17 protein-coding genes are annotated in these 19,791 nt (G+C 48.0%); 7 read left to right on the top strand and 10 right to left on the bottom strand.

All coding sequences use genetic code 11. The annotated features are described in order from the left end of the window. The first annotated feature begins 250 nt into the window (after positions 1-250). The 3 genes from gltA (at position 251) to I4W93_RS03525 (ending at position 3,324) form a co-directional block, all read left to right on the top strand. Positions 251-1,534: a citrate synthase gene (gene gltA / locus I4W93_RS03535; protein ID WP_205310746.1), complete on the top strand. Its 1,284-nt coding sequence runs from the start codon at positions 251-253 to the stop codon at positions 1,532-1,534. A gap of 126 nt (positions 1,535-1,660) precedes the next feature. Continuing rightward, positions 1,661-2,878 carry an aminotransferase class V-fold PLP-dependent enzyme gene (locus I4W93_RS03530; RefSeq protein WP_205310747.1) on the top strand — a complete coding sequence of 406 codons (1,218 nt, stop codon included), beginning with the start codon at positions 1,661-1,663 and terminating at the stop codon, positions 2,876-2,878. Next, a complete protein-coding gene (locus tag I4W93_RS03525; RefSeq protein WP_205310748.1) occupies positions 2,875-3,324 on the top strand; it encodes a SufE family protein in 450 nt (149 codons plus the stop codon). The genes I4W93_RS03530 and I4W93_RS03525 overlap by 4 nt, the downstream gene beginning before the upstream one ends. 13 nt (positions 3,325-3,337) lie before the next feature. Here I4W93_RS03525 and tcdA read toward each other — a convergent pair whose 3' ends face one another. Genes tcdA through I4W93_RS03490 form a run of 7 tightly spaced genes read right to left on the bottom strand, consistent with a single transcriptional unit; the run spans position 3,338 to position 10,767 of the window. Beyond that, complete coding sequence (tcdA, locus tag I4W93_RS03520) at positions 3,338-4,132, bottom strand: tRNA cyclic N6-threonylcarbamoyladenosine(37) synthase TcdA (protein ID WP_205310749.1); 795 nt, start codon at positions 4,130-4,132, stop codon at positions 3,338-3,340. Between the two features lie 2 nt (positions 4,133-4,134). Beyond that, entirely contained in the window at positions 4,135-4,839 is a 705-nt protein-coding gene (locus tag I4W93_RS03515) for a pseudouridine synthase (RefSeq protein ID WP_205310750.1), read from the bottom strand. Next, positions 4,839-5,591 carry a 3-deoxy-manno-octulosonate cytidylyltransferase gene (gene kdsB / locus I4W93_RS03510; protein WP_205310751.1) on the bottom strand — a complete coding sequence of 251 codons (753 nt, stop codon included), beginning with the start codon at positions 5,589-5,591 and terminating at the stop codon, positions 4,839-4,841. The genes I4W93_RS03515 and kdsB overlap by 1 nt, the downstream gene beginning before the upstream one ends. Then, entirely contained in the window at positions 5,579-5,776 is a 198-nt protein-coding gene (locus I4W93_RS03505) for a Trm112 family protein (RefSeq protein WP_205310752.1), read from the bottom strand. Before I4W93_RS03505 ends, kdsB begins: the two co-directional genes overlap by 13 nt. Then, entirely contained in the window at positions 5,766-6,740 is a 975-nt protein-coding gene (gene lpxK, locus I4W93_RS03500) for a tetraacyldisaccharide 4'-kinase (protein ID WP_205310753.1), read from the bottom strand. Before lpxK ends, I4W93_RS03505 begins: the two co-directional genes overlap by 11 nt. Further along, on the bottom strand, positions 6,737-8,488 hold the full coding sequence (gene msbA / locus I4W93_RS03495) for a lipid A export permease/ATP-binding protein MsbA (protein ID WP_205310754.1): 1,752 nt from the start codon (positions 8,486-8,488) through the stop codon (positions 6,737-6,739). Before msbA ends, lpxK begins: the two co-directional genes overlap by 4 nt. Before the next feature lie 32 nt (positions 8,489-8,520). Further along, positions 8,521-10,767, bottom strand: coding sequence for a DNA internalization-related competence protein ComEC/Rec2 (locus tag I4W93_RS03490; protein ID WP_205310755.1), 2,247 nt, complete (start codon positions 10,765-10,767; stop codon positions 8,521-8,523). Positions 10,768-10,792: 25 nt separating this feature from the next. On the opposite strand from I4W93_RS03490, the gene I4W93_RS03485 reads away from it, so the two are divergent. Next, positions 10,793-11,320, top strand: coding sequence for a DUF2062 domain-containing protein (locus tag I4W93_RS03485; protein ID WP_205310756.1), 528 nt, complete (start codon positions 10,793-10,795; stop codon positions 11,318-11,320). Between the two features lie 5 nt (positions 11,321-11,325). Here the strand turns inward: I4W93_RS03485 and I4W93_RS03480 are convergent, their stop codons facing one another. From I4W93_RS03480 to I4W93_RS03470, 3 genes are read right to left on the bottom strand one after another with little or no spacing between them, the layout of a single operon-like run. Further along, positions 11,326-12,564, bottom strand: a complete 1,239-nt coding sequence (locus I4W93_RS03480; RefSeq protein ID WP_205310757.1) for a lipoprotein-releasing ABC transporter permease subunit — start codon at positions 12,562-12,564, stop codon at positions 11,326-11,328. Next, positions 12,557-13,240: a lipoprotein-releasing ABC transporter ATP-binding protein LolD gene (gene lolD / locus I4W93_RS03475; RefSeq protein ID WP_205310758.1), complete on the bottom strand. Its 684-nt coding sequence runs from the start codon at positions 13,238-13,240 to the stop codon at positions 12,557-12,559. Before lolD ends, I4W93_RS03480 begins: the two co-directional genes overlap by 8 nt. Next, positions 13,233-14,432 carry a lipoprotein-releasing ABC transporter permease subunit gene (locus I4W93_RS03470; protein WP_205310759.1) on the bottom strand — a complete coding sequence of 400 codons (1,200 nt, stop codon included), beginning with the start codon at positions 14,430-14,432 and terminating at the stop codon, positions 13,233-13,235. The genes lolD and I4W93_RS03470 overlap by 8 nt, the downstream gene beginning before the upstream one ends. 96 nt (positions 14,433-14,528) lie before the next feature. Between I4W93_RS03470 and I4W93_RS03465 the strand changes: the two genes are divergently transcribed. The 3 genes from I4W93_RS03465 (at position 14,529) to I4W93_RS03455 (ending at position 19,756) form a co-directional block, all read left to right on the top strand. Continuing rightward, the gene (locus tag I4W93_RS03465) at positions 14,529-15,125 is read left to right on the top strand and encodes a PilZ domain-containing protein (protein WP_205310760.1); all 597 of its coding nucleotides are present in this window, start codon (positions 14,529-14,531) and stop codon (positions 15,123-15,125) included. 63 nt (positions 15,126-15,188) lie between these two features. Continuing rightward, the gene (gene mfd, locus I4W93_RS03460) at positions 15,189-18,665 is read left to right on the top strand and encodes a transcription-repair coupling factor (RefSeq protein WP_205310761.1); all 3,477 of its coding nucleotides are present in this window, start codon (positions 15,189-15,191) and stop codon (positions 18,663-18,665) included. Then, a complete protein-coding gene (locus I4W93_RS03455) occupies positions 18,662-19,756 on the top strand; it encodes a CsiV family protein (RefSeq protein ID WP_205310762.1) in 1,095 nt (364 codons plus the stop codon). The genes mfd and I4W93_RS03455 overlap by 4 nt, the downstream gene beginning before the upstream one ends. Positions 19,757-19,791 lie beyond the last annotated feature (35 nt).

Genomic DNA, 19,791 nt, shown 5'->3' with positions numbered 1-19,791 from the left:
GAGTGAACTATTTAAAAACCGCAATAGTATATATTTCGCGACTCGCTATTACAATTTTTGTTTGGTTTTACTCAAAAAAATCCGTATGTGGAACATTACACAGATTGCGCGCGAGAGCAATAATACTAGAGTCGAATACTTATTACGCAGAAACGCATTAAAATTGACTTTATAGGGTCGTTTGCAGTTAGAATAGCGGCCAATTTGCTAAATTCCTTTAACCCGATACTACAACAACAGGAGAAATCCAATGGCAGATAAAAAGGCCGTCGTGCAGATCGATGGGAAATCGTTCGAGTTGCCAATCTACTCTGGCAGCGCCGGCACTGACGTAATTGATGTTCGCGCCTTGGGTCAGCATGGGTACTTCACGTTTGATCCGGGTTTTATGTCCACCGGTTCATGTGAGTCTAAAATTACCTATATCGATGGCGACAACGGCGTGCTGTTGCACCGCGGTTATCCTATTGAACAGCTGGCAGAACACTCGGACTACCTGGAGCTGTGCTTCCTGTTATTAGAAGGCGAATTGCCGCAGGCAGAGCAATACAATCAATTTAAAAACACCATCACCCGCCATACCATGGTGCATGAAAAGATTGCTGCGTTTTTCCAAGGTTTCCGGGTTGATGCTCACCCGATGGCTATGTTGTGCGGTGTGGTTGGTGCAATGTCATCGTTCTACCACTCAGATTTAGACATTAATGACCCGATGCAACGCAAACGCAGTGCACATCGTTTAATTGCAAAGCTACCGACCCTCGCGGCTATGGCTTATAAGTATACGGTAGGCCAGCCATTCGTGTATCCACGTAACGAACTAAGCTATTCAGAAAACTTTCTGCATATGATGTTTTCTGTACCGGCTGAAGATTACAATGTAAGCCCAATCCTGGCAAAAGCCATGGACCGTATTTTTATGCTGCATGCTGACCATGAGCAAAATGCGTCAACGTCAACGGTACGCTTAGCCGGTTCGTCAGGTGCTAACCCTTATGCCTGTATTGCCGCTGGTGTTGCCTCATTATGGGGACCAGCACATGGTGGTGCTAACGAAGCTTGTCTGAAGATGTTACAACAAATTGGCTCTGTTGACCGTATCCCTGAGTTTGTTGCCCGCGCTAAAGATAAGAACGACAGTTTCCGCTTAATGGGTTTCGGTCACCGCGTATACAAAAATTTTGACCCACGCGCTAAAGTTATGCGTGATACCTGTCATGAAGTGTTAAAAGAGCTAAATGTTAAAGATCCTCTGTTAGATGTAGCAATGGAGCTGGAACGGATCGCTCTGGAAGACCCCTACTTCATTGAGAAGAAACTGTACCCGAACGTAGATTTCTACAGCGGCATTATCTTAAAAGCTATTGGTATTCCAACCAGCATGTTCACTGTCATCTTTGCCATGTCACGCACCGTCGGCTGGATCTCGCACTGGGACGAAATGTTGGGTGAAAAAGGTCACAAAATTGGTCGTCCACGCCAGCTTTATACTGGCTACACGTCACGAGACTTTACGCCACTGAACAAGCGTTAATTTTAGCAATGCGATTAAAGCGGCTACGGCCGCTTTTTTATTGCTTGTAATTGGGGATCACGTTTGCGCCACGGCCTGAAAACAGGCAAACTCTCGCCATCTTAGCAAGTGGAACCGCCAACGCTTATGCCCGTCTTTGATGTTCAGCAATTTCGCCAACAATTTGCTTTTTTTCAGCAGCAGCCAGATTGGGTGTATCTGGACAACGCTGCTACCATGCATAAACCTCAAGCCGTCATCGACGCAGTTACGCAGTTTTATCAGCAGCACAACAGCAATGTACATCGGGGTGCTCATCAGCTAAGCCAGCAGGCTACGGCACTGTTTGAACACGCGCGCACTACGGTAGCGCATTATCTTAACGCCGCTCATTCAGAAGAAATTATTTTTACCAGCGGCGCCACCGCCGCCTTAAATCAAATTGCTTTTGGCTTAATGCATACGGAGCTTAAAGCCGGCGACCGTATTTTGCTGACACAGCTAGAACATCACGCCAATATTGTGCCGTGGCAACTACACTGCCAGCGCCACGGCGTCATTATTGATGTTGTACCATTAACTGTTGAACGCCAGCTTGATATGCTCGCTTATGAGGATCTACTGGCGCTAAAACCTAAAGTGGTAAGTTTCAGCCATATCTCTAATGTGTTAGGCCATATTCAACCGGTGGCTCAAATGGTGGCACTCGCCAAGGCCGCTGGCGCCATCACCGTAGTCGACGGTGCTCAGGGCATCGTGTACCAACAACCGGATATGCAGCTATTGGATTGTGATTTTTATGTATTTTCCGGCCACAAACTGTACGGCCCTACCGGTATTGGTGTGCTATACGGCAAATCAGCTTGGTTAGAACGATTAACACCAATTTTTGCCGGCGGTGAAATGATTGATACAGTCAGCTTTATTAACACTACATTTAACAAGTTGCCATTTCGTTTAGAAGCCGGCACACCAAATATAGCGGGTGCTATAGGCTTATCAGCCGCCATTAATTGGTTACAAAAACACAACACAGAACAAATTAAGAACCATAAATTACTGTTATTAAAAGATTTCTACTCAGGCTTGAACGCAATAAAAGCCGTAGATATTTTATCCCAGCCTGTGCATAATGCAGGCATAGTGGCATTAAATGTTGACGGTGAGCACCCGTCAGACGTAACCGCGTTATTGAATCAGCAACAGATAGCTGTGCGTGGCGGACAACATTGTGCTATGCCATTGTTTAGTCACTTGGCACTGCCTGGCGCTGTACGCTGCTCTTTTGCTGCGTATAACACGCTGGACGATGTAAACCGGTGTCTGCTTGCGTTGGAGCAGGCCGTGGAGATTTTAACTGCATGACATTAGAACAATTATTAGCAGAAACACAACCTGCCCTATTACAGATAAAACAACAGGATCTGGCCGACATTAGCGCGGCAAAAGATTGGCAGAGTAAATATCGCGTACTGATGCAGTTAGCTAAAAAACTGCCGCCGGTACCAGAAAAAATGAAACAAGCACATCTACTAGTAAAAGGCTGTGAAAGCCGCGCCTGGCTGATGCATTATCACGATAAAGCCCAAGACAAGCACTTTTTTGTGTTGGACAGTGAAGCGCGTATCGTTAAAGGCTTAATGGCTATTATGCTGTGTCTGGTCAACGGCATGACCAGCACTGAGTTGGCGAAATTTGATTTGTGCCATAAGTTTGACCAGCTGAATTTAAAGCCGTATTTAAGTCAATCCCGCGGCAATGGCTTAACCGCTATGGCTGAACGGATTAAAGCTTGCTGCCCTGTAAAATAGTAATAATATCGTTTTAACTTTGAGCCAGCTTTTTCAGCACTCTGGACACGGCAGCAAAACCAAAACTTGCCGTTACCACAGTAACTGCACCAAAACCGCCACTGCAATCCAGCCGCATGCTGCTCACCTCGCCCTCGGCGGTAACTTGTGCGGTTTTCTGCTGACACACACTGCCGTCAGGTTGCGGATACACCAATTGCTCAGTTGAAAACACACAATCAATACCAAAACGGCGTTTCGGATTGCGGCTGTAGTTATAATCCCGCCGCAAACTATTGCGCACCTTTGCCAGTAGCGGGTCATTAATGGTTTGGGTTAGATCCGCTATCTGTATTTGTGTTGGATCTGTCTGGCCACCGGCGCCGCCGGTACAAATCAGTTTTACTTTATTACGTTTACAATGTGCCAACAGGGCGACCTTAGCTTTAATCGAGTCGATAGCATCAACCACATAATCCATATCGCTTGTGATCAACTGCTGCAGGTTATCTGTTGTGACAAAATCCTCGATCTGATGCACGACACAGTGCGGGTTAATGGCGTGAATACGCTGGGCCATTACCGCCACTTTGTCCTGCCCTACCGTTGCTGTAGTAGCATGTAGCTGACGATTGATATTGCTGATGCAAACATCGTCTAAATCTATTAGGGTAATTTCGCCGATACCAGAGCGTGCCAACGCCTCTGCAGCCCAGCTGCCAACCCCGCCGATACCAATGACACAGACATGGGCTTTAGAAAAAGTTTGCAGTGCAGCGACGCCATATAATCTGGCGATACCGGCAAAACGTAATTGATAATCGGACATCGTTATTCGCTAACCTGTTTAGGTAAAGTGTATTGTGGCCAGTCAAGCTGCCAGGGCTTTGCCCATGCTGTCAACGCATTGCTCTGGTTTAATTGCTGATATAACACGCCTGTTGTCGGCGGTTGTACATATGCATATTCTGTATCGTTTAAACAAAACCGCAGAGCATATGCGTGTAAATACACCCGATCTGCCGCGCCGCCTTGGTATAACGCATCACCGGCAATAGCGGCGCCGGCACTTTTTAGCGCAACGCGAATTTGATGCGTTTTACCACTGTAAGGCTTAACCAAAAATGCCCGAAACGGCAATTGCTCAAAGCCCTGGCTAATAAAGTATGTCAACGCAGGGTTATGTTGTGAACTAAGCAATTTCCAAGCGCCACGCCGGGCTGGTGCCATATCGCCTTTTACCCAGCCCTGCTTCTTTGCCGGTTTAGCTAAACTCAATGCCAGGTAGAATTTCGCTACCTGATGAGTGGCAAATAACTGCGTTAACCCGGCTGCCGCAGTGCTGGTTCGAGCCAACAAAATTAAGCCTGAAGTGACCTTATCCAGCCGGTGTACCGGGTACAATTTATAACCCAACTGTTGCTCTGCCATCACCACCAGTCCCGGTCCATCATCAGAGTGAAAGCTGATACCGGCAGCTTTATTTAACAGCACAAACTCTGCAGTTTCAGCCACCAGGTTATATACAGACTGCATCAGTTCAGGCTAGCGGCATAACGCCGGGCATGTTCTAAATCTGCTGGTGTATCTACGCCAACAGCGGGTGTTTCCAGTGCGGTATCAACATGAATAGCATCGCCATGCCATAGCACACGTAACTGCTCTAAACTTTCAATTTGCTCCAGAGCAGATACCGGCCAGTCAACATAACGCTGAATAAAACCGGCTCGATAGGCATAGATGCCAATATGGCGCCGATAATGCTGTGCTGGCACGTCACGGGTAATTCCGTCACGATCAAACGGGATAACACTGCGGCTGAAATACAGCGCATAGCCGTTTTTATCACTCACTACTTTAACAATATTAGGATTAGCAATTTCAGTCGCATCCGTTAATGGCACGGCCAAGGTCGCCATCTGGGCTTTTTGCTGTGTCGCCAGATTTTGCGCAACCTGGCGGATAATAATCGGAGGAATAAACGGCTCGTCGCCCTGAACATTAACTACCACAGTATCGGCGGCCAGCCCGAGTTTGGCTACCACTTCGGCCAGTCGCTCAGTGCCGGAGTTGTGCTCGGCACGTGTCATACATACTTCGCCGCCAAACTGATCCACCGCATCTGCCACCCGCCTGTCATCAGTAGCCACCACCACTCGGGTGGCACCACTTTGCAGCGCTTGCTGATAGACCCGTTCAACCATACTTTTACCAGCAATATCTGCCAGCGGTTTGCCAGGTAAGCGGCTGCTGGCATAACGCGCGGGAATAACTACTATGAACGCCATTGTTCTGCCTCGTCCAGGGTAAGCTCACGCGCTTCGTCAGCCAGCAATACCGGTATATTATCGCGTATCGGATAGGCCAGACGATCAAAGGTACAAATCAAATGTTGCCCGGCCTGATCGTATTTTAATTTGCCCTTACACAGCGGACAGGCCAAAATTTCGGTTAATGCAAGTTTAAGTGCCATAACTGCTCCGCAAATTAGTCAATATTGTGGTTAATTTAATAGTAAGTTGTTCATCTAACTGCGCATCAACGCCCAGACTAAACCAATCTTTGCCGGCAAAAGCACGGCATTTCACTGCATCTTTTTCGGTCATTAATACCGGCCCGCTGATTTCGTTAAAATCTGCCACGCTAAACTTGTGGTGATCGGTAAAATAATGTCGCTGGCTAACAGTAAACCCTGCCGCCAGCACTGTGCGTTCGAACCGCGCAGGGTTGCCAATACCGGCTACCAGACTCACTGCACAAGGCGGCAACAGCGCATTGCCATTCAGTTGCTTTGCCGCTGACGGCTTTAACGTCATAATGCCATCAGCCGCTGCAAACGGCTGGCTGTTGGCTACTATCAGATCAGCATGGGCCAGGCGCCAGGCGCCTTCTCGCAGTGGTCCTGCTGGCAACAAATGGCCATTACCCAAGCCCCGGCTACCGTCAACCAGTACAATTTCAATATCGCGTGCCAGCCGGTAATGCTGCAAACCATCATCACTGACAACGATATCTGCCTGAGTATTGGCCAACAGATATTTCGCCGCCGCCACTCTATCCGGGCACACCACAACTGGGCAGCCGCTGCGCTGGGCCAATAATAATGGTTCGTCTCCCACTTCTGCCGCCGATACATCCGGTTTTACCAACAACGGCGCAGTGACGTTGGCACCATAACCGCGGCTGACAATACCCGGCGTCCAGCCCAGGGCTTGTAACTTTTGGCATAGCAGCAGTGTAAAAGGTGTTTTACCCGTGCCGCCAATGCTGATGTTGCCTACAACTATTACCGGCACCGGCAGTTTGTGTTGCTGCTTTAGCTTAAGGCGATACAGTAAACGGCGCAGAGTGGTAATAACACCGTATAGCCAGGCTAACGGCAACAGCAACCAATACGCCTTATGCCCCTGATACCATAAACGGTCAGTAAAACTCACTGTTGCTCGCCAAATTGCAGTTTATAAAGCTGAGCATAAGCACCGTCTTGTGCCAATAACGTAGCATGGTCACCCTGCTCAACAATACGCCCTTGATCCATCACAATAATGCTGTCAGCGTTCTCAATGGTAGATAAGCGGTGGGCAATAACAATGCTGGTGCGGCCTTTTAGCAGTTCATTTAGTGCCGCCTGAATTTTGCGTTCAGACTCGGTATCCAGTGCTGATGTTGCCTCATCAAGAATTAAAAGCGGCGCTTCGCGCAGTAATGCCCGGGCAATAGCAATACGCTGACGCTGGCCGCCGGACAAACTAACACCATTCTCTCCTATTACCGTGTTAAGACCGTCTTTTAACTGGCTGGCAAACTCTATCACGTGTGCTTTTTCTGCCGCAGCCAGTAAACGCTCGGCTGAAACCGGCTTGGTGCAACCATAGGTGATGTTATTGGCGATACTGTCATTAAACAGTGATACATGCTGCGAAACCAGTGCCAACTGACTGCGCAAAGAAGCCAATGTGCAGTCATGGATATTATGTTCATCAATAAAAATATTACCGCTGTTTAACTCGTAAAAACGTGGTATCAAGCTGGATATCGTTGTTTTACCGCTACCAGAGCGGCCGACCAGCGCTATAGTGCTTCCTACAGGCGCATTAAAACTAATATCAAACAATACCTGCTTGTCATGACCCGGATAAGTAAAATTAACCTTTTCAAAACGAATATCGCCGCGAACCTTGTCTAACACCACGGCACCAGTATCCTTTTCAACGGGGTGATCCAACACTTCAAATACACTTTTGGCGGCCGCCAGACCACGCTGAAATTCACTATTTACCGTCGTTAACTGCTTTAAAGGCCGCAGCAGCATCATCATTGACGCAACAATGGTGGTAAATACCCCAGCCGACAAGCTGTCCAGCATCTCAGGAAAGCTGGCCATGTACACGACAAACGCCAGGGCAAAGGAAGCAATAATCTGAATGGTAGAGACACTAATAGCTCGGGTTGCCTCCATTTTAACGTCTTGTCGGCGTGTTATGTTATTGATACTGGCAAAGCGCTCACTCTCAATTTTCTGTCCCCCAAACGATAAAATGACTTTATGACCATTCAGCATTTGCTCTGAGCTACTGGTGACATCTCCCATCGCGGTCTGAATGTTTTTACTCAGTAAACGAAAACGTTTTGACACCTGACGTACCACTACTGCTATAACGGGTGCAATAAGCAAAAAAACGGCCGACAGCTGCCAGCTATGATAAAACATCATAACCACCAGCCCGGTAACGAAAGCGCCTTCACGCACCAAAACTGCCAGCGCTTTGGAGGTGGTTTGTTTTATTTGCTCAGTATTGTACGTTACTTTAGATATCAACTCGCCGGTTGAGTGCTGATCGTGGTAGCTCACCGGCAGTTTCATATAATGTTCAAACAATTGTTGGCGTAATGCCTGCACCACATGGGTCCCCACCCAGTTTAAACAATAACTGGCGAGAAAATTACACATTCCACGCAGGATAAATATCGCAATGACAAAAAACGGCGCATAGCGCAAATAATCCGTGTTTTTTGCATTAATGCCTTCGTCAATAAAGCCGGGTAACTTAGAAATAAAATATACGTCAATAAGTGCATACCCAAGCATACCCAGGGCTGCTGCAACAAAACCGAGCCGAAACGGTTTAACGTAACTAAGTAAGCGCCTTGCAACGGCGGAAGAATGAGGAGTTGGCTTTGCCAATGTAATGCCCTGCTACAAAAATTTTGCTTATTCTAGCGTGTTGTTAGTAAGGTTTCAGCATTTCCCAACGGCTTTTGCAGCCAAAATGGGATCCTGTGCTGGCGGTACTGCTGCAGCTGTAATGTGTGCGGGGTAATATTTAACCGTATCGCGCCACTGTGTGCCGTGTTAAACAACGGAATACCTAACAGTTGTAGCCGATGTTGTACTGCCGGCGCCGGATGCTGATGCCTGTTATACAAACTGGCACTATTAAGCGCAAATAACGGTGCCAGTTGATGAAGAAATGCCAGATGGCTGGAACTGCCGCTGCCGTGATGTGCCAGTACCAACACATGAGCTTTTAGCTCAGGGTACCGTGCAATTAATTGTTGTTCAGCTCTGTGACCAATATCACCGGGTATCAGCAATTTCCAGTCGTATAACTCTATCAGTAAAATACAAGAGCGATCATTTTTACTGCTAAATCCTGGCCCCTGCTGCAGCACGCGTAAAATGGCACCAAAGTAAACTGTAGGCAACTGCTGACAAGGCCTGGCAGAGTCGATAGTGCCAATATCAGAGTACAACACCAGTTCAGGAAAATACGCGCGCAACATTTCCCAGTCGCCGGTATGGTCGCTGTCATCATGGCTTAATATAACAGCATCTAACCGGGTTACTCCGCGTTGGCGCAGATACGGCAGCACTTGCGCCGCGGTTGCGCTGTGTTGGCCGTAGCGAGGCCCTGCGTCGTACAAGATGCCATGCTTTCCGTGTTGCAGCAGTATCGCCAGCCCCTGTCCAACATCAATAACATGCAATTGCCATTGCACTGGACGCAGCATTAATACTGTTAGCGGTATCAGCAGCACCGCGGCCAAATAACCTTGCCAATGTTGATAAGCCACTAGCATTAGCACGGCGCAAAGCGCAATGCCGGCCAGCAATAACCAGGAAAAATCCGGTAACGCTAACCAACTATTTTGCTCACTGCACCAGTTAAGCCACCATAACAGCGGTTTAAATGCCATATTGGTCGCCTGCCATAATAACCCCGCGCCTGGCACCGCCAATAACTCAGCCACTAAACTGACAAATAGCATGGGAATAGCCACCAAACTGCACCAGGGTAGCCACAATAAATTAGACAGTAACGCTAACAGCGGGCTACCCCCAAACAGCAGCACACTTAGCAGCGACATAAATAAGGTTAGTCCGCAGTGAAAACGCACAAACAGGCTTAGCTTATAGCGCCAATCCTGAGTTGTAGCGGGCCAACGCCACAACAGCAAAAAAATTACCGCGACAGCCAGCACCGACAACCAAAAGCTTTTACTCAGAGCAAAAGAAGGTTGTAGCAACAGCAGCGAGGCGGTTAAAAACAACCAGTAGTTGCTGTAACTTAAACGCCGGTATCGCAGCAGAGCCAAAACCAACAATAACAGCGCAAAAGCAGCGCGCAGCGTGGGGATAGCAAAGCCAGCTAACCAGGCGTATGTCAATGCCAGACATAATGCGCCCAGCAACGCTGATGGCTGACGCCAGCTTAAATAACTTAATGGCCAAGGCAGTAAGCGCAGTATGTATAAGCCCCAGCCAAATACCAACCCAATGTGCAAGCCAGATATGGCCAACAAATGTGCTAATCCAGATTGCTGCAATCCTTGCCAAAGTTGCGGTGAAAATTGTCTGACGCCAAGTGTGAGGGCCTGCAGCAAAGGCGCACTGTCCAGAGCCGCCGTAGCCTGTTGCACCTGGATGATAAGTTGCTGACGCAATGCCTGCTGCTGAGCGAGTAGTTGTGGAGCGGTTTCGGTCTGCACCGCCCCCTGTGCCAGGACCTTCTGCAATAGTGCCTGAGCCTCTGTATTCGGCCCAGCAGGGTTGGCTGTGCCCGCGACAGGTTTTAGCCGGGCGTTGATCTGCCAACGTTGACCTTGCAATAACACCGTTGGCGGCTGCGGCCAATTAAGCTTTACCTTGTAACCTGCAGCTTCGGTATTATCCAGTTGGAATAGGAATTGACTATACTGCTCGTATTGCTTCGGAACACTGACAATGACGCCCTGCAATACTTTGGTATGTTTAAACAACGACTGTTGATAATATTGATAGGCCGACAGTTGCCATACCCAACAGCACAAAAACACTGCCACACCACTCAAAAATTGATAGCGCCGCATTGCCAGCAATAAAGATAGCGGCCCCAATAAAAATACTGTGAAAAAAGGTGGCACTATTGGCAAAAATAATGACAATAGGCTGCCAGCGAGTACGCCGATGCAAAAAGATTTCATGTGTTTTTTTTGTGAATAGGTTGTAATGCCAAAGAACTTTATTAAGAAATATCTACCATCGCCAGAAAAAATCAAGCAGCACTCCCTGCTAAAGTTATTCGGCACTCTGTTACATGATGGTAATTTATGGCACCTGAACCGCCGCTCTGCTAGGGGCGCCTTTGCGGTTGGGTTATTTTTTGCGTGGATGCCAATACCATTTCAAATGGTGGCATCGGCTGCAGTCGCTATTCCTATGCGGGTAAATCTGCCGCTATCAGTAGCCTTAGTGTGGATCACTAACCCGATAACCATGCCTATTTTGTTTTACATCAGTTATCTGGTGGGTTCGGTAGTGCTAAGAACACCGCTAGAGCCTTTTGCGTTTGAAGCTAGCTGGGCCTGGCTTCAGCATAGTATTAGCACTATCGGCAAACCGTTTTTAACCGGTTGTTTGTTGATGGGTATTTGCTCGGCTATTATTGGCTATTTTACGATTGATTGGCTGTGGCGCGTATCGGTACGTAAAGCACAACTGGGCAGAAAGCTCAAACGTAAAGTCAAACCTCATTAATCAGCTTAGTGTTGCCCCAATACCCTGGCAGGTTGCACTTTACTGGCGCGCCAGGCTGGATATAAGGTTGCCAACAAACTCATCAGTAGTGCCACGGCCAGCGTTAACACCACGTCCTGCCATTGCAGCATGGATGGAATAAAACTAATAAAATAAATGCTGGGGTCTAACAATGACTTACCAAGCCACTGCGTAACTGCAGCAAATAGCGGTTCAATGTAACTGGCCAGCGCTATACCGGCGACGGCACCGATAATGCTGCCTATCAGGCCATTTAACCAGCCCAACCACATAAACGTTAGCACGATAGTGCCGGGCGACACGCCCATGGTAAGCAAAATAGCAATATCACCTTCTTTTTCCCGTACCGCCATAACTAAAGTGGCAATAATATTAAAACAGGCAACAGCAATAACTAATGCCAATACCAGATATAAAATGGTACGCACCATCTGAATATCGTTATAAACATGTCCTTGTGAGCGAAACCAATCAAGCAGGTAAACATAATCCTCTGACATCCGTCCCAATTCCCGCGCCATCTGTGGTGCAGCAAAAACGTCGGTCAAACTAAAGGCAAATCCCTGAATACTATCCGGGGTAAAGGCTAGCAGAGCGGCCAACTGCTCCAGATTAAGCCACACCTGGCTGTAATCCAACTGCCCACCCAGGGCAACAATCGCCGTAACGGTAAAGTTCGCGCTGCTATGGCTGGCAATACGACCATCGTCAGTTAATTTAGGCAGCAATAACTGCACCTGAGCGCCGACACTTACCTGCAGTGCGTCGGCAATGCCTTGTCCCAGTACTATCTGCCCGCTGTCTAATGCATCTAATGAACCCTCACTGACATAACGGCTAAAATCGCTAATAATGCGCTCATGTTGCAGCGACACCCCTCTTGCCTCCACCGCTTTTACTGCAGTGCCGGCACGTAACATACCGTTAGTTTTAATATAAGGCGCCACACCCGCAACACCGGCCACCTTACTAAACAGCTGTTGTTTACGTTGCCAGTCAGATAAGCTCGACTGCACGGCTTCAAGCTCAACATGCGGGATTACAGACAACAAACGTTGTTTTAATGCCAGTTCAAAACCATTCATTACCGATAACGCCAGGATCAGAACGGCTACGCCTAGCGCAATACCTAACGTTGAACTGGCTGAAATAAACCGGATAAAACCACTGCTATGACGGGTAGAACGGTATCGCTTCGCTAAAGTCCAGGCCAGATTAGCCATGCTGTGTCTCCAGCACACCGTCTCGCATGGCCAAATGCCGGTCCAGCCTGGCTGCCAGGGTTACATCATGAGTGACGACGATAAAACTGGTCGCCAGCTCGCGATTCAATTCACGTAGCAACTGATAAATACTTTCAGCATTGTGCTGATCCAGATTACCGGTCGGTTCATCAGCTAAAACCAAAGAGGGTTCTGCAACTAATGCCCTGGCAATAGCCACCCGTTGGCGTTCGCCACCGCTTAGCTCTGACGGCTTATGTGCGCTGCGATGAGACAACCCAACGCGTTGCAACATTACATTGGCACGTTGGGTCGCCACATTTCGGTTAAGGCCGCGAATGAATAATGGCATCGCCACGTTTTCCAGCGCAGTAAAATCCATCAGCAAATGATGGAACTGATAGATAAAGCCAAGCTGTGTATTGCGTAATATGGCTTTTTCTTTGGTCGTTAATCTTGCCACATCTTGACCGAGTATACTCAAACTCCCGGCGTCAGCCTGGTCTAGCGTACCCAATATGTGTAACAAGGTGCTTTTACCCGAACCAGAGCTACCTACGATCGCCAGCATATCGCCGCTTTCTATACGCAAATCCACACCATGCAATACTTGTGTTTCCTGCTGGCCATCTTTATAGCTTTTATACAAGCCTTTTGCTGTTAACACATTACTCATCGCGTAAAATATCCGCCGGATTAATTGCCACGGCTCTCTTAGCCGGGTACCACACTGCAAACAATGTCAATGCCATGGCACTGAGTAAAATAACCAACACTTGGTCGCTTTGTATGTCTACCGGAAGCTGTACACCGGATACAACGTTAAGTCCAACAACCTGTAAAATAGGGTTTAGCTGCCAACACAGCAAAACGCCAACCAAAGCTCCGCTAACGGCACCGGCAAAACCATTACTAAGCCCTTGTATAGCAAATACATTAAACAACTGCTGATCGGTCATACCCAAGGTTTTTAGAATAGCGATTTCTGCCTGCTTGTCTGTTACCATCATCACCAGCGCCGACACAATATTAAACGCCGCCACCGCAACAATTAGCAGTAACATCAACCACATCATGGCTTTTTCCATTGCAACGGCGGAAAATAGCTTGCCATGGCTTTGCCGCCAATCTTCTACTTTAAGTTGGTTGTTTTTTGCCAGTTCTGCTGCCACTGCAGGTGCCGAAAAGGGCTCTTGCAACGTAACGCGCCACTGTTGTGAATTGCTCGTGAGACTGAGTAACCGGCTTAAATCGGCCAGTGCCGTTACCGCAATAAGCTTATCGACATCAGAGCCGGTATCAAGAATACCAGCAACATAAAACAGCCGTTGTCGCGGTACCCACCCCATCGGAGTGTAACTGCCGGCTTGCGGCAGCATAAAACGTACCTGATCACCGACCGATACCTGCAATTGCTCAGCCAGTCCCCGCCCCAAAACAACACTATAGCGCTGTTTAGCAAAGTCCTGCCAGTCGCCAAGCAGCAGTGCCTGGCGCATAAAATCGGGTAACGCGTCAGTAGTCACGCCCTGCAGTAATACGCCGGTCAATTGCCGTGGCGATTGCACCAACGCTTCGGCCTGCAGAAAAGGCGTGACTTGCAGCACCGCCGCATTGGACAACAAAATGTGCTGCCATGTTGGCTCGCTATCTGTTGTGCTGGTAACAACTATATGCGGAATAACGCCCAAAATGCGTTTTTTCAACTCACCTTCAAAACCATTCATCACCGAACTGACAATAGTTAACGCCATCACACCGAGAAAAATCCCGGCAACGGAAAAAAGCGTTATGAAAGAGATAAAGGCATTACCCTTACGACTTTGGCTATAGCGCAAACCGACTAATAAGCTGACTGGTAACCGCATCCTAATATTCAGGACAAGACCTGCGTTAAATGGTAAAGTGGCGACGATCATAGAGATTATTGTCTGTCGTTACAAGCAGCTTGCGCGGGTATTGCCATGAGTGATTTCACATTACAGCAGTTAACAGATGCCTATCAGGATTACTTCAGCGTTGAACATAAAATCAATATCAACGCCACGGTGCTACAAAGCCCATTGCCAGATCAGGCACACTTAGAAAAAACCATTCCTGCAGCATTTTTAATGGCCTCAGAAAGTAGCAGTCTGAATAACGCTGCGCTGCGCTCTTTAAACCGCTTGGGCGAGCTGGCAGATGAGCTAGCACAGTATTTGCAGCAGCAAGCACGAAAAATAGATTTATTGATGCAATACATACTGCGTCAGCAAGATAGCCAACAACAGCGTTACCAGACACTAAGTTACGGTGGCAGTGGTTGTTGCTTTTTATCCGAGAGCGCATTTACACCGCTACAGGTATTGGAACTCAAAATCTTTCTCGATAATAACGATGGTGCAGTATTCTGTTATGGCCAGGTATTAAGCTGTGAGGCGGTTGGCAGCCAGTGGCAGGTTAGCGCCGTTTTTAATTGTATAAGAGAAGAAGATCGCGAACTGATAGTGCGGGCCAGTCTGCATCAGCAGTCGCGTTTACTCAAATTAAAAGCTGAGCAGCGCCAGCAGAATACGCCTTAGGCGCTTTACTAACAGCATCTTGGTACACACCCTAATTACTACACTTAAGGCTATGTCGTTTTAATGCAATTAATTACCTCTCTGCCACAGCTCAAACATGCCCAAGACCAATTACATTGGGGCAACTTGCAAGGAGCCGCGTTACCTCTGGCGTTGGCACAACTGATACAGCAACAGCCGGCACTGTATCTGTTAATCGTACCGGACACGCCGTCAGCACTTAAGCTGGAGCAGGAGCTCAGCGTATTTTACCAGCAAGCAGACTGTCCACTGCTAACACTACCCGATTGGGAAACACTGCCGTATGATGTTTTTTCACCGCATCAGGATATCGTATCTCAGCGCCTGAAAACGCTATATCAACTACCCCGCCTGCAACGCGGCCTTGTCATTGTGCCGGTAAGCACCCTGCTGCTGCGTATCTGCCATCGTGACTATCTGGAACAAAACAGCTTTATTATCAAAAAAGGCCAACAGGTTGATTTAGCCGCACTAAAACGACAACTAATTGCCGTAGGCTATCGCAGCGTTGATCAGGTGATGGAGCATGGCGAGTTCTCCGCCCGCGGCTCGCTGCTAGATTTGTATCCGATGGGGGCAACGGTACCCTATCGAATAGATTTTTTTGATAATGATGTTGATGGTATTCGTACCTTTGATCCAGACAACCAGCGCAGTCTTACTCAGGTAAGTGCCATTGAGCTTTTACCTGCACGTGAGTTTCCAACCGATGCAGCAGCCATTGAACGCTTTCGTATTGCCTATCGGGAACGGTTCAACGCCAGAAATGAAAAAGAATCTCTATATCAGCAGGTTAGCCAAAGTATATTGCCAGCAGGCATTGAATACTACTTACCCCTGTTTACGGAAAAAACGGCGACGTTATTTGATTATTTACCAGAAAACAGCCGCTGTTTGTTGCTGGGAGATACCGAACACAGCGCTGAGCGCTTTTGGTTAGAGTTAAAACGTCGCTTTGATGACCGGGCCATTGATTTACTGCGGCCAATTCTGCCACCAGCCCAACTCTACCTCAGTGTTGATCAGCTGTTCGCCCGCTTAAAACAATATGGTCGGATCCGGTTAAGTGCAGCCTCACTGCCTGACAAAGCAGGAAGTGCAAACGCAGACGCGCAATTACTACCGGATTTAACGGTCAATCACCAACTTAAGCAGCCACTGCAAGCGTTGCAGCAATATATTGTGCAACTGAAACAGCAACAAGGTCGTTTAGTGTTTTTTGTTGAAAGCGAAGGCCGGCGTGAAAGCTTGTTACAACTGCTGCATAAAACCGGGGTGCATGTAAGCCAATTTGCTGATCTAAATGCATTTGAACAAAGCGCCGAAGATCTAGGCATCGTTGTAGGCGCGTTGGAACAAGGCGTGTTGCTGGGCCGTAAAGCGCCACTGGCTTTGGTGAGCGAAAACGAACTGTTCGGCCAAAAAATTAGTCAACGCCGGCGTCGTAAACGCAGCCAACAGGTCTCCAGTGACACCGTTATCCGTAATCTGGCAGAGTTAAGTATCGGCCAGCCAATTGTGCATCTGCAGCATGGTATTGGTCGTTATCTGGGCTTGCAACTGCTTGATGCTGGCGGAATAAGTGCTGAGTTTGTCAGCATTGAATATGCCGGTAGCAGCAAGTTGTATGTTCCGGTTACCTCGTTGCATTTATTAAGCCGCTACAGCGGTAATGACGCTGAACACGCGCCGCTACACAAGCTAGGCAACGACAGTTGGGAGAAATCACGTCGCAAAGCTGCGGAAAAAGTCCGCGATGTCGCGGCCGAGCTGCTCGATGTGTATGCCCAGCGCGCTGCACATACCGGTTACGCCTTTCAACTGGACGAACAACAGTATCTGGCGTTTGCCGACAGTTTTCCGTTTGAAGAAACCGCCGATCAGCAAGATGCTATAGATGCGGTATTACGTGATATGCAAACGCCGCAACCGATGGACCGGCTGGTATGTGGTGATGTAGGCTTTGGTAAAACTGAAGTCGCCATGCGCGCTGCGTTTGTCGCCGTAAATGACGGCAAACAAGTTGCCATACTGGTTCCTACTACCTTGCTGGCGCAACAGCACTTTGAAAACTTTAAAGACCGTTTTGCCAACTGGCCGGTGCGGGTTGAAGTATTATCACGCTTCGTCAGTGCTAAGGAACAAAAATCCATATTGCAGGATGTCGAAAACGGTAAAGTAGACATTCTTATTGGTACCCATAAACTGCTGCAAGATGACATTAAGCTCAGTGATTTAGGCTTACTCATTGTCGATGAAGAACACCGCTTTGGTGTACGGCAAAAAGAAAAAATTAAAGCCTTACGCGCCAATATCGATATTTTAACCCTTACCGCCACGCCTATTCCGCGCACCTTAAATATGTCGATGTCTGGCATGCGCGACTTATCTATTATTGCCACGCCACCTGCGCGGCGGTTGGCGGTAAAAACCTTTGTGCGTGAGCACGAAAGCGGCCTGATCCGAGAAGCGGTAATGCGCGAAATATTGCGCGGTGGTCAAGTGTATTTTTTACACAACGACGTTGCCAGTATTGAAAAAACGGCGGCCGAATTAGCCGAGTTACTACCTGAAGCACTGATTGGTATTGCGCACGGCCAAATGCGCGAGCGCGAGCTTGAGCAAATCATGTCAGACTTTTACCACCAACGTTTTAATCTTTTAATGTGCTCAACCATTATTGAAACCGGCATTGATGTGCCAACAGCCAATACCATTATTATTAATCGCGCCGATAACTTTGGCCTGGCGCAATTACATCAGTTGCGCGGGCGTGTCGGTCGCTCACACCATCAGGCTTATGCCTATCTGTTGACACCGCCGCCAAAACGCTTAAGCACAGATGCGCAAAAACGCCTCGAAGCGATAGCCAGCCTTGAAGACTTAGGGGCGGGTTTTGCTTTGGCAACACATGATTTGGAAATTCGTGGTGCCGGCGAGCTTTTGGGCGACGAACAAAGCGGCCAAATCGAATCTGTCGGTTTTAGTTTATATATGGACATGCTAGAGCAAGCCGTTACTGCCTTAAAACAAGGCCGGGAGCCCAGCCTGGATGCCATGCTAAGCCAGCAGACTGAAATAGAGCTGCGTATTCCAGCGCTGCTACCTGACAGTTATATTCCGGATGTAAACTTGCGGCTGTCCTGTTATAAAAAATTGGCATCGGCGCGCAACAGCGACGAACTTGATGAAATCCAGGTAGAATTAATCGATCGTTTTGGCTTGCTACCCGATGCTGCAAAAAACCTCGTGATCTTGTCTGAGTTTAAGTTGCAGGCAGAGCAACTAGGTATTCGCCGCATAGAAGCATCAGCAAAAGGCGGTGTGATAGAATTCAGCGATAAAACGGCCGTATCGCCAGGTTATATTATCGACCTGATCCAGAAACAGTCGCGTATTTTTAAACTCGAAGGCGGACAAAAACTGCGGTTTAGTATACAAACTGACGACAGTAAAGCCCGGCTTAGCCTGATTGAAACTATGCTGTCAGATTTTGCCAAACATAAGGTAACTAAATGATAAACGCTCTGAAATATAGCCTGCTGGGGGCCATGTTAGTCATTGAAACTGCCGCCGCACAAGAGCAGCGCTGGTTTGAGATAGAACTGATAATGTTTCGCCAGACGCCAGGGGCCGCAACAAATGAAGTGTTCAGCGATGCGGTAAAACCTATTAAACCCGGCCGCTCATACGATTTACTCACTGCACGCTATCAGCCTGATTTAACATCGCTATTGGCAGCATTACCGCTCTGCCCAACACAAGCTACTCCAGCATTGGTTTTTCAGCTAATGCCAATACCAGCGCAATCAATGTGTATTTTTGAACCCCAACCCGCTCCCTGGCAACAACAGAGTTTATTTCAGCCTCTACACGCCATGAGCAAAGTGCCTTTTCCGTCAGAGCTGCCAAGCACCATAGTTGGCCAGGAGCAGCATAACAATCAGCCTTATCTGGCGCCTTACGATGCACTACAACTAACCGATATTGCAAAAAAAATTAATCGCTTGCCCGGAAAAACGCTGCTGCTACATACCAGCTGGCGCCAGGTGCCTGTAACAGAACGCAGGGCCATTGCCAGTCGCTGGTATGGTGGTAAAAATTTCTCGCAACAATTTGATTATTGGGGGCAACCAACTATGCCGGCTACGGCAGAAATCATTACGCAACCGAACAGCGATACCCGCAGCGAGTTTGACGATACCCCCAATACCGAAAAGGCCAGCACGCATATCATGCAGCAGATAGATGAGCTGCTTTATCAACTGAATGCCAACCCGCAGCTAGTTACAGAAAATGACGAAGTACTCGCCACTATTATTCCAGAGCAACTTAGTAGCATTGCTCTACCCAACCAGGTGTGGCAATTCGACGGTTTATTCAAACTACACTTAGACCATTATCTTTTTGTTAATACCGAGTTTAATTTACGCGTACCTAATGCAGACCAACTCGATACAGTGCACGTTAGGCAAAGCAGGCGGGTGATCAGTGGTGAAGTGCATTATTTGGACCACCCACATCTGGGTATGGTGTTGCAAATTAGACGATTTGAACCGCCAATGCCAGCCGATACCACGCCAGCAGAGCCAGCTCAGGTATTAAATTAAGTTTCTAATATTGCAAAAATGCAATTTAATGACTA

It is taken from the genome of Rheinheimera maricola, from assembly GCF_016918075.2.
Lineage (GTDB): Bacteria > Pseudomonadota > Gammaproteobacteria > Enterobacterales > Alteromonadaceae > Alishewanella > Alishewanella maricola_A.
Note: the sequence above shows the minus strand (reverse complement) of the source record. Positions and strands in the feature narration are given on the sequence as shown.

Excerpts from the sequence above, each read along its gene's own strand:
- I4W93_RS03490 (WP_205310755.1), bottom strand. The coding sequence starts at position 10,767 with ATGAAATCTTTTTGCATCGGCGTACTCGCTGGCAGCCTATTGTCATTA.
- I4W93_RS03530 (WP_205310747.1), top strand. The coding sequence starts at position 1,661 with ATGCCCGTCTTTGATGTTCAGCAATTTCGCCAACAATTTGCTTTTTTT.
- kdsB (WP_205310751.1), bottom strand. The coding sequence starts at position 5,591 with ATGGCGTTCATAGTAGTTATTCCCGCGCGTTATGCCAGCAGCCGCTTA.
- I4W93_RS03455 (WP_205310762.1), top strand. The coding sequence starts at position 18,662 with ATGATAAACGCTCTGAAATATAGCCTGCTGGGGGCCATGTTAGTCATT.
- I4W93_RS03480 (WP_205310757.1), bottom strand. The coding sequence starts at position 12,564 with ATGGCTAATCTGGCCTGGACTTTAGCGAAGCGATACCGTTCTACCCGT.
- I4W93_RS03515 (WP_205310750.1), bottom strand. The coding sequence starts at position 4,839 with ATGCAGTCTGTATATAACCTGGTGGCTGAAACTGCAGAGTTTGTGCTG.
- mfd (WP_205310761.1), top strand. The coding sequence starts at position 15,189 with ATGCAATTAATTACCTCTCTGCCACAGCTCAAACATGCCCAAGACCAA.
- lolD (WP_205310758.1), bottom strand. The coding sequence starts at position 13,240 with ATGAGTAATGTGTTAACAGCAAAAGGCTTGTATAAAAGCTATAAAGAT.
- I4W93_RS03470 (WP_205310759.1), bottom strand. The coding sequence starts at position 14,432 with ATGCGGTTACCAGTCAGCTTATTAGTCGGTTTGCGCTATAGCCAAAGT.
- I4W93_RS03465 (WP_205310760.1), top strand. The coding sequence starts at position 14,529 with ATGAGTGATTTCACATTACAGCAGTTAACAGATGCCTATCAGGATTAC.
- gltA (WP_205310746.1), top strand. The coding sequence starts at position 251 with ATGGCAGATAAAAAGGCCGTCGTGCAGATCGATGGGAAATCGTTCGAG.
- tcdA (WP_205310749.1), bottom strand. The coding sequence starts at position 4,132 with ATGTCCGATTATCAATTACGTTTTGCCGGTATCGCCAGATTATATGGC.
- I4W93_RS03525 (WP_205310748.1), top strand. The coding sequence starts at position 2,875 with ATGACATTAGAACAATTATTAGCAGAAACACAACCTGCCCTATTACAG.
- I4W93_RS03485 (WP_205310756.1), top strand. The coding sequence starts at position 10,793 with ATGCCAAAGAACTTTATTAAGAAATATCTACCATCGCCAGAAAAAATC.
- I4W93_RS03505 (WP_205310752.1), bottom strand. The coding sequence starts at position 5,776 with ATGGCACTTAAACTTGCATTAACCGAAATTTTGGCCTGTCCGCTGTGT.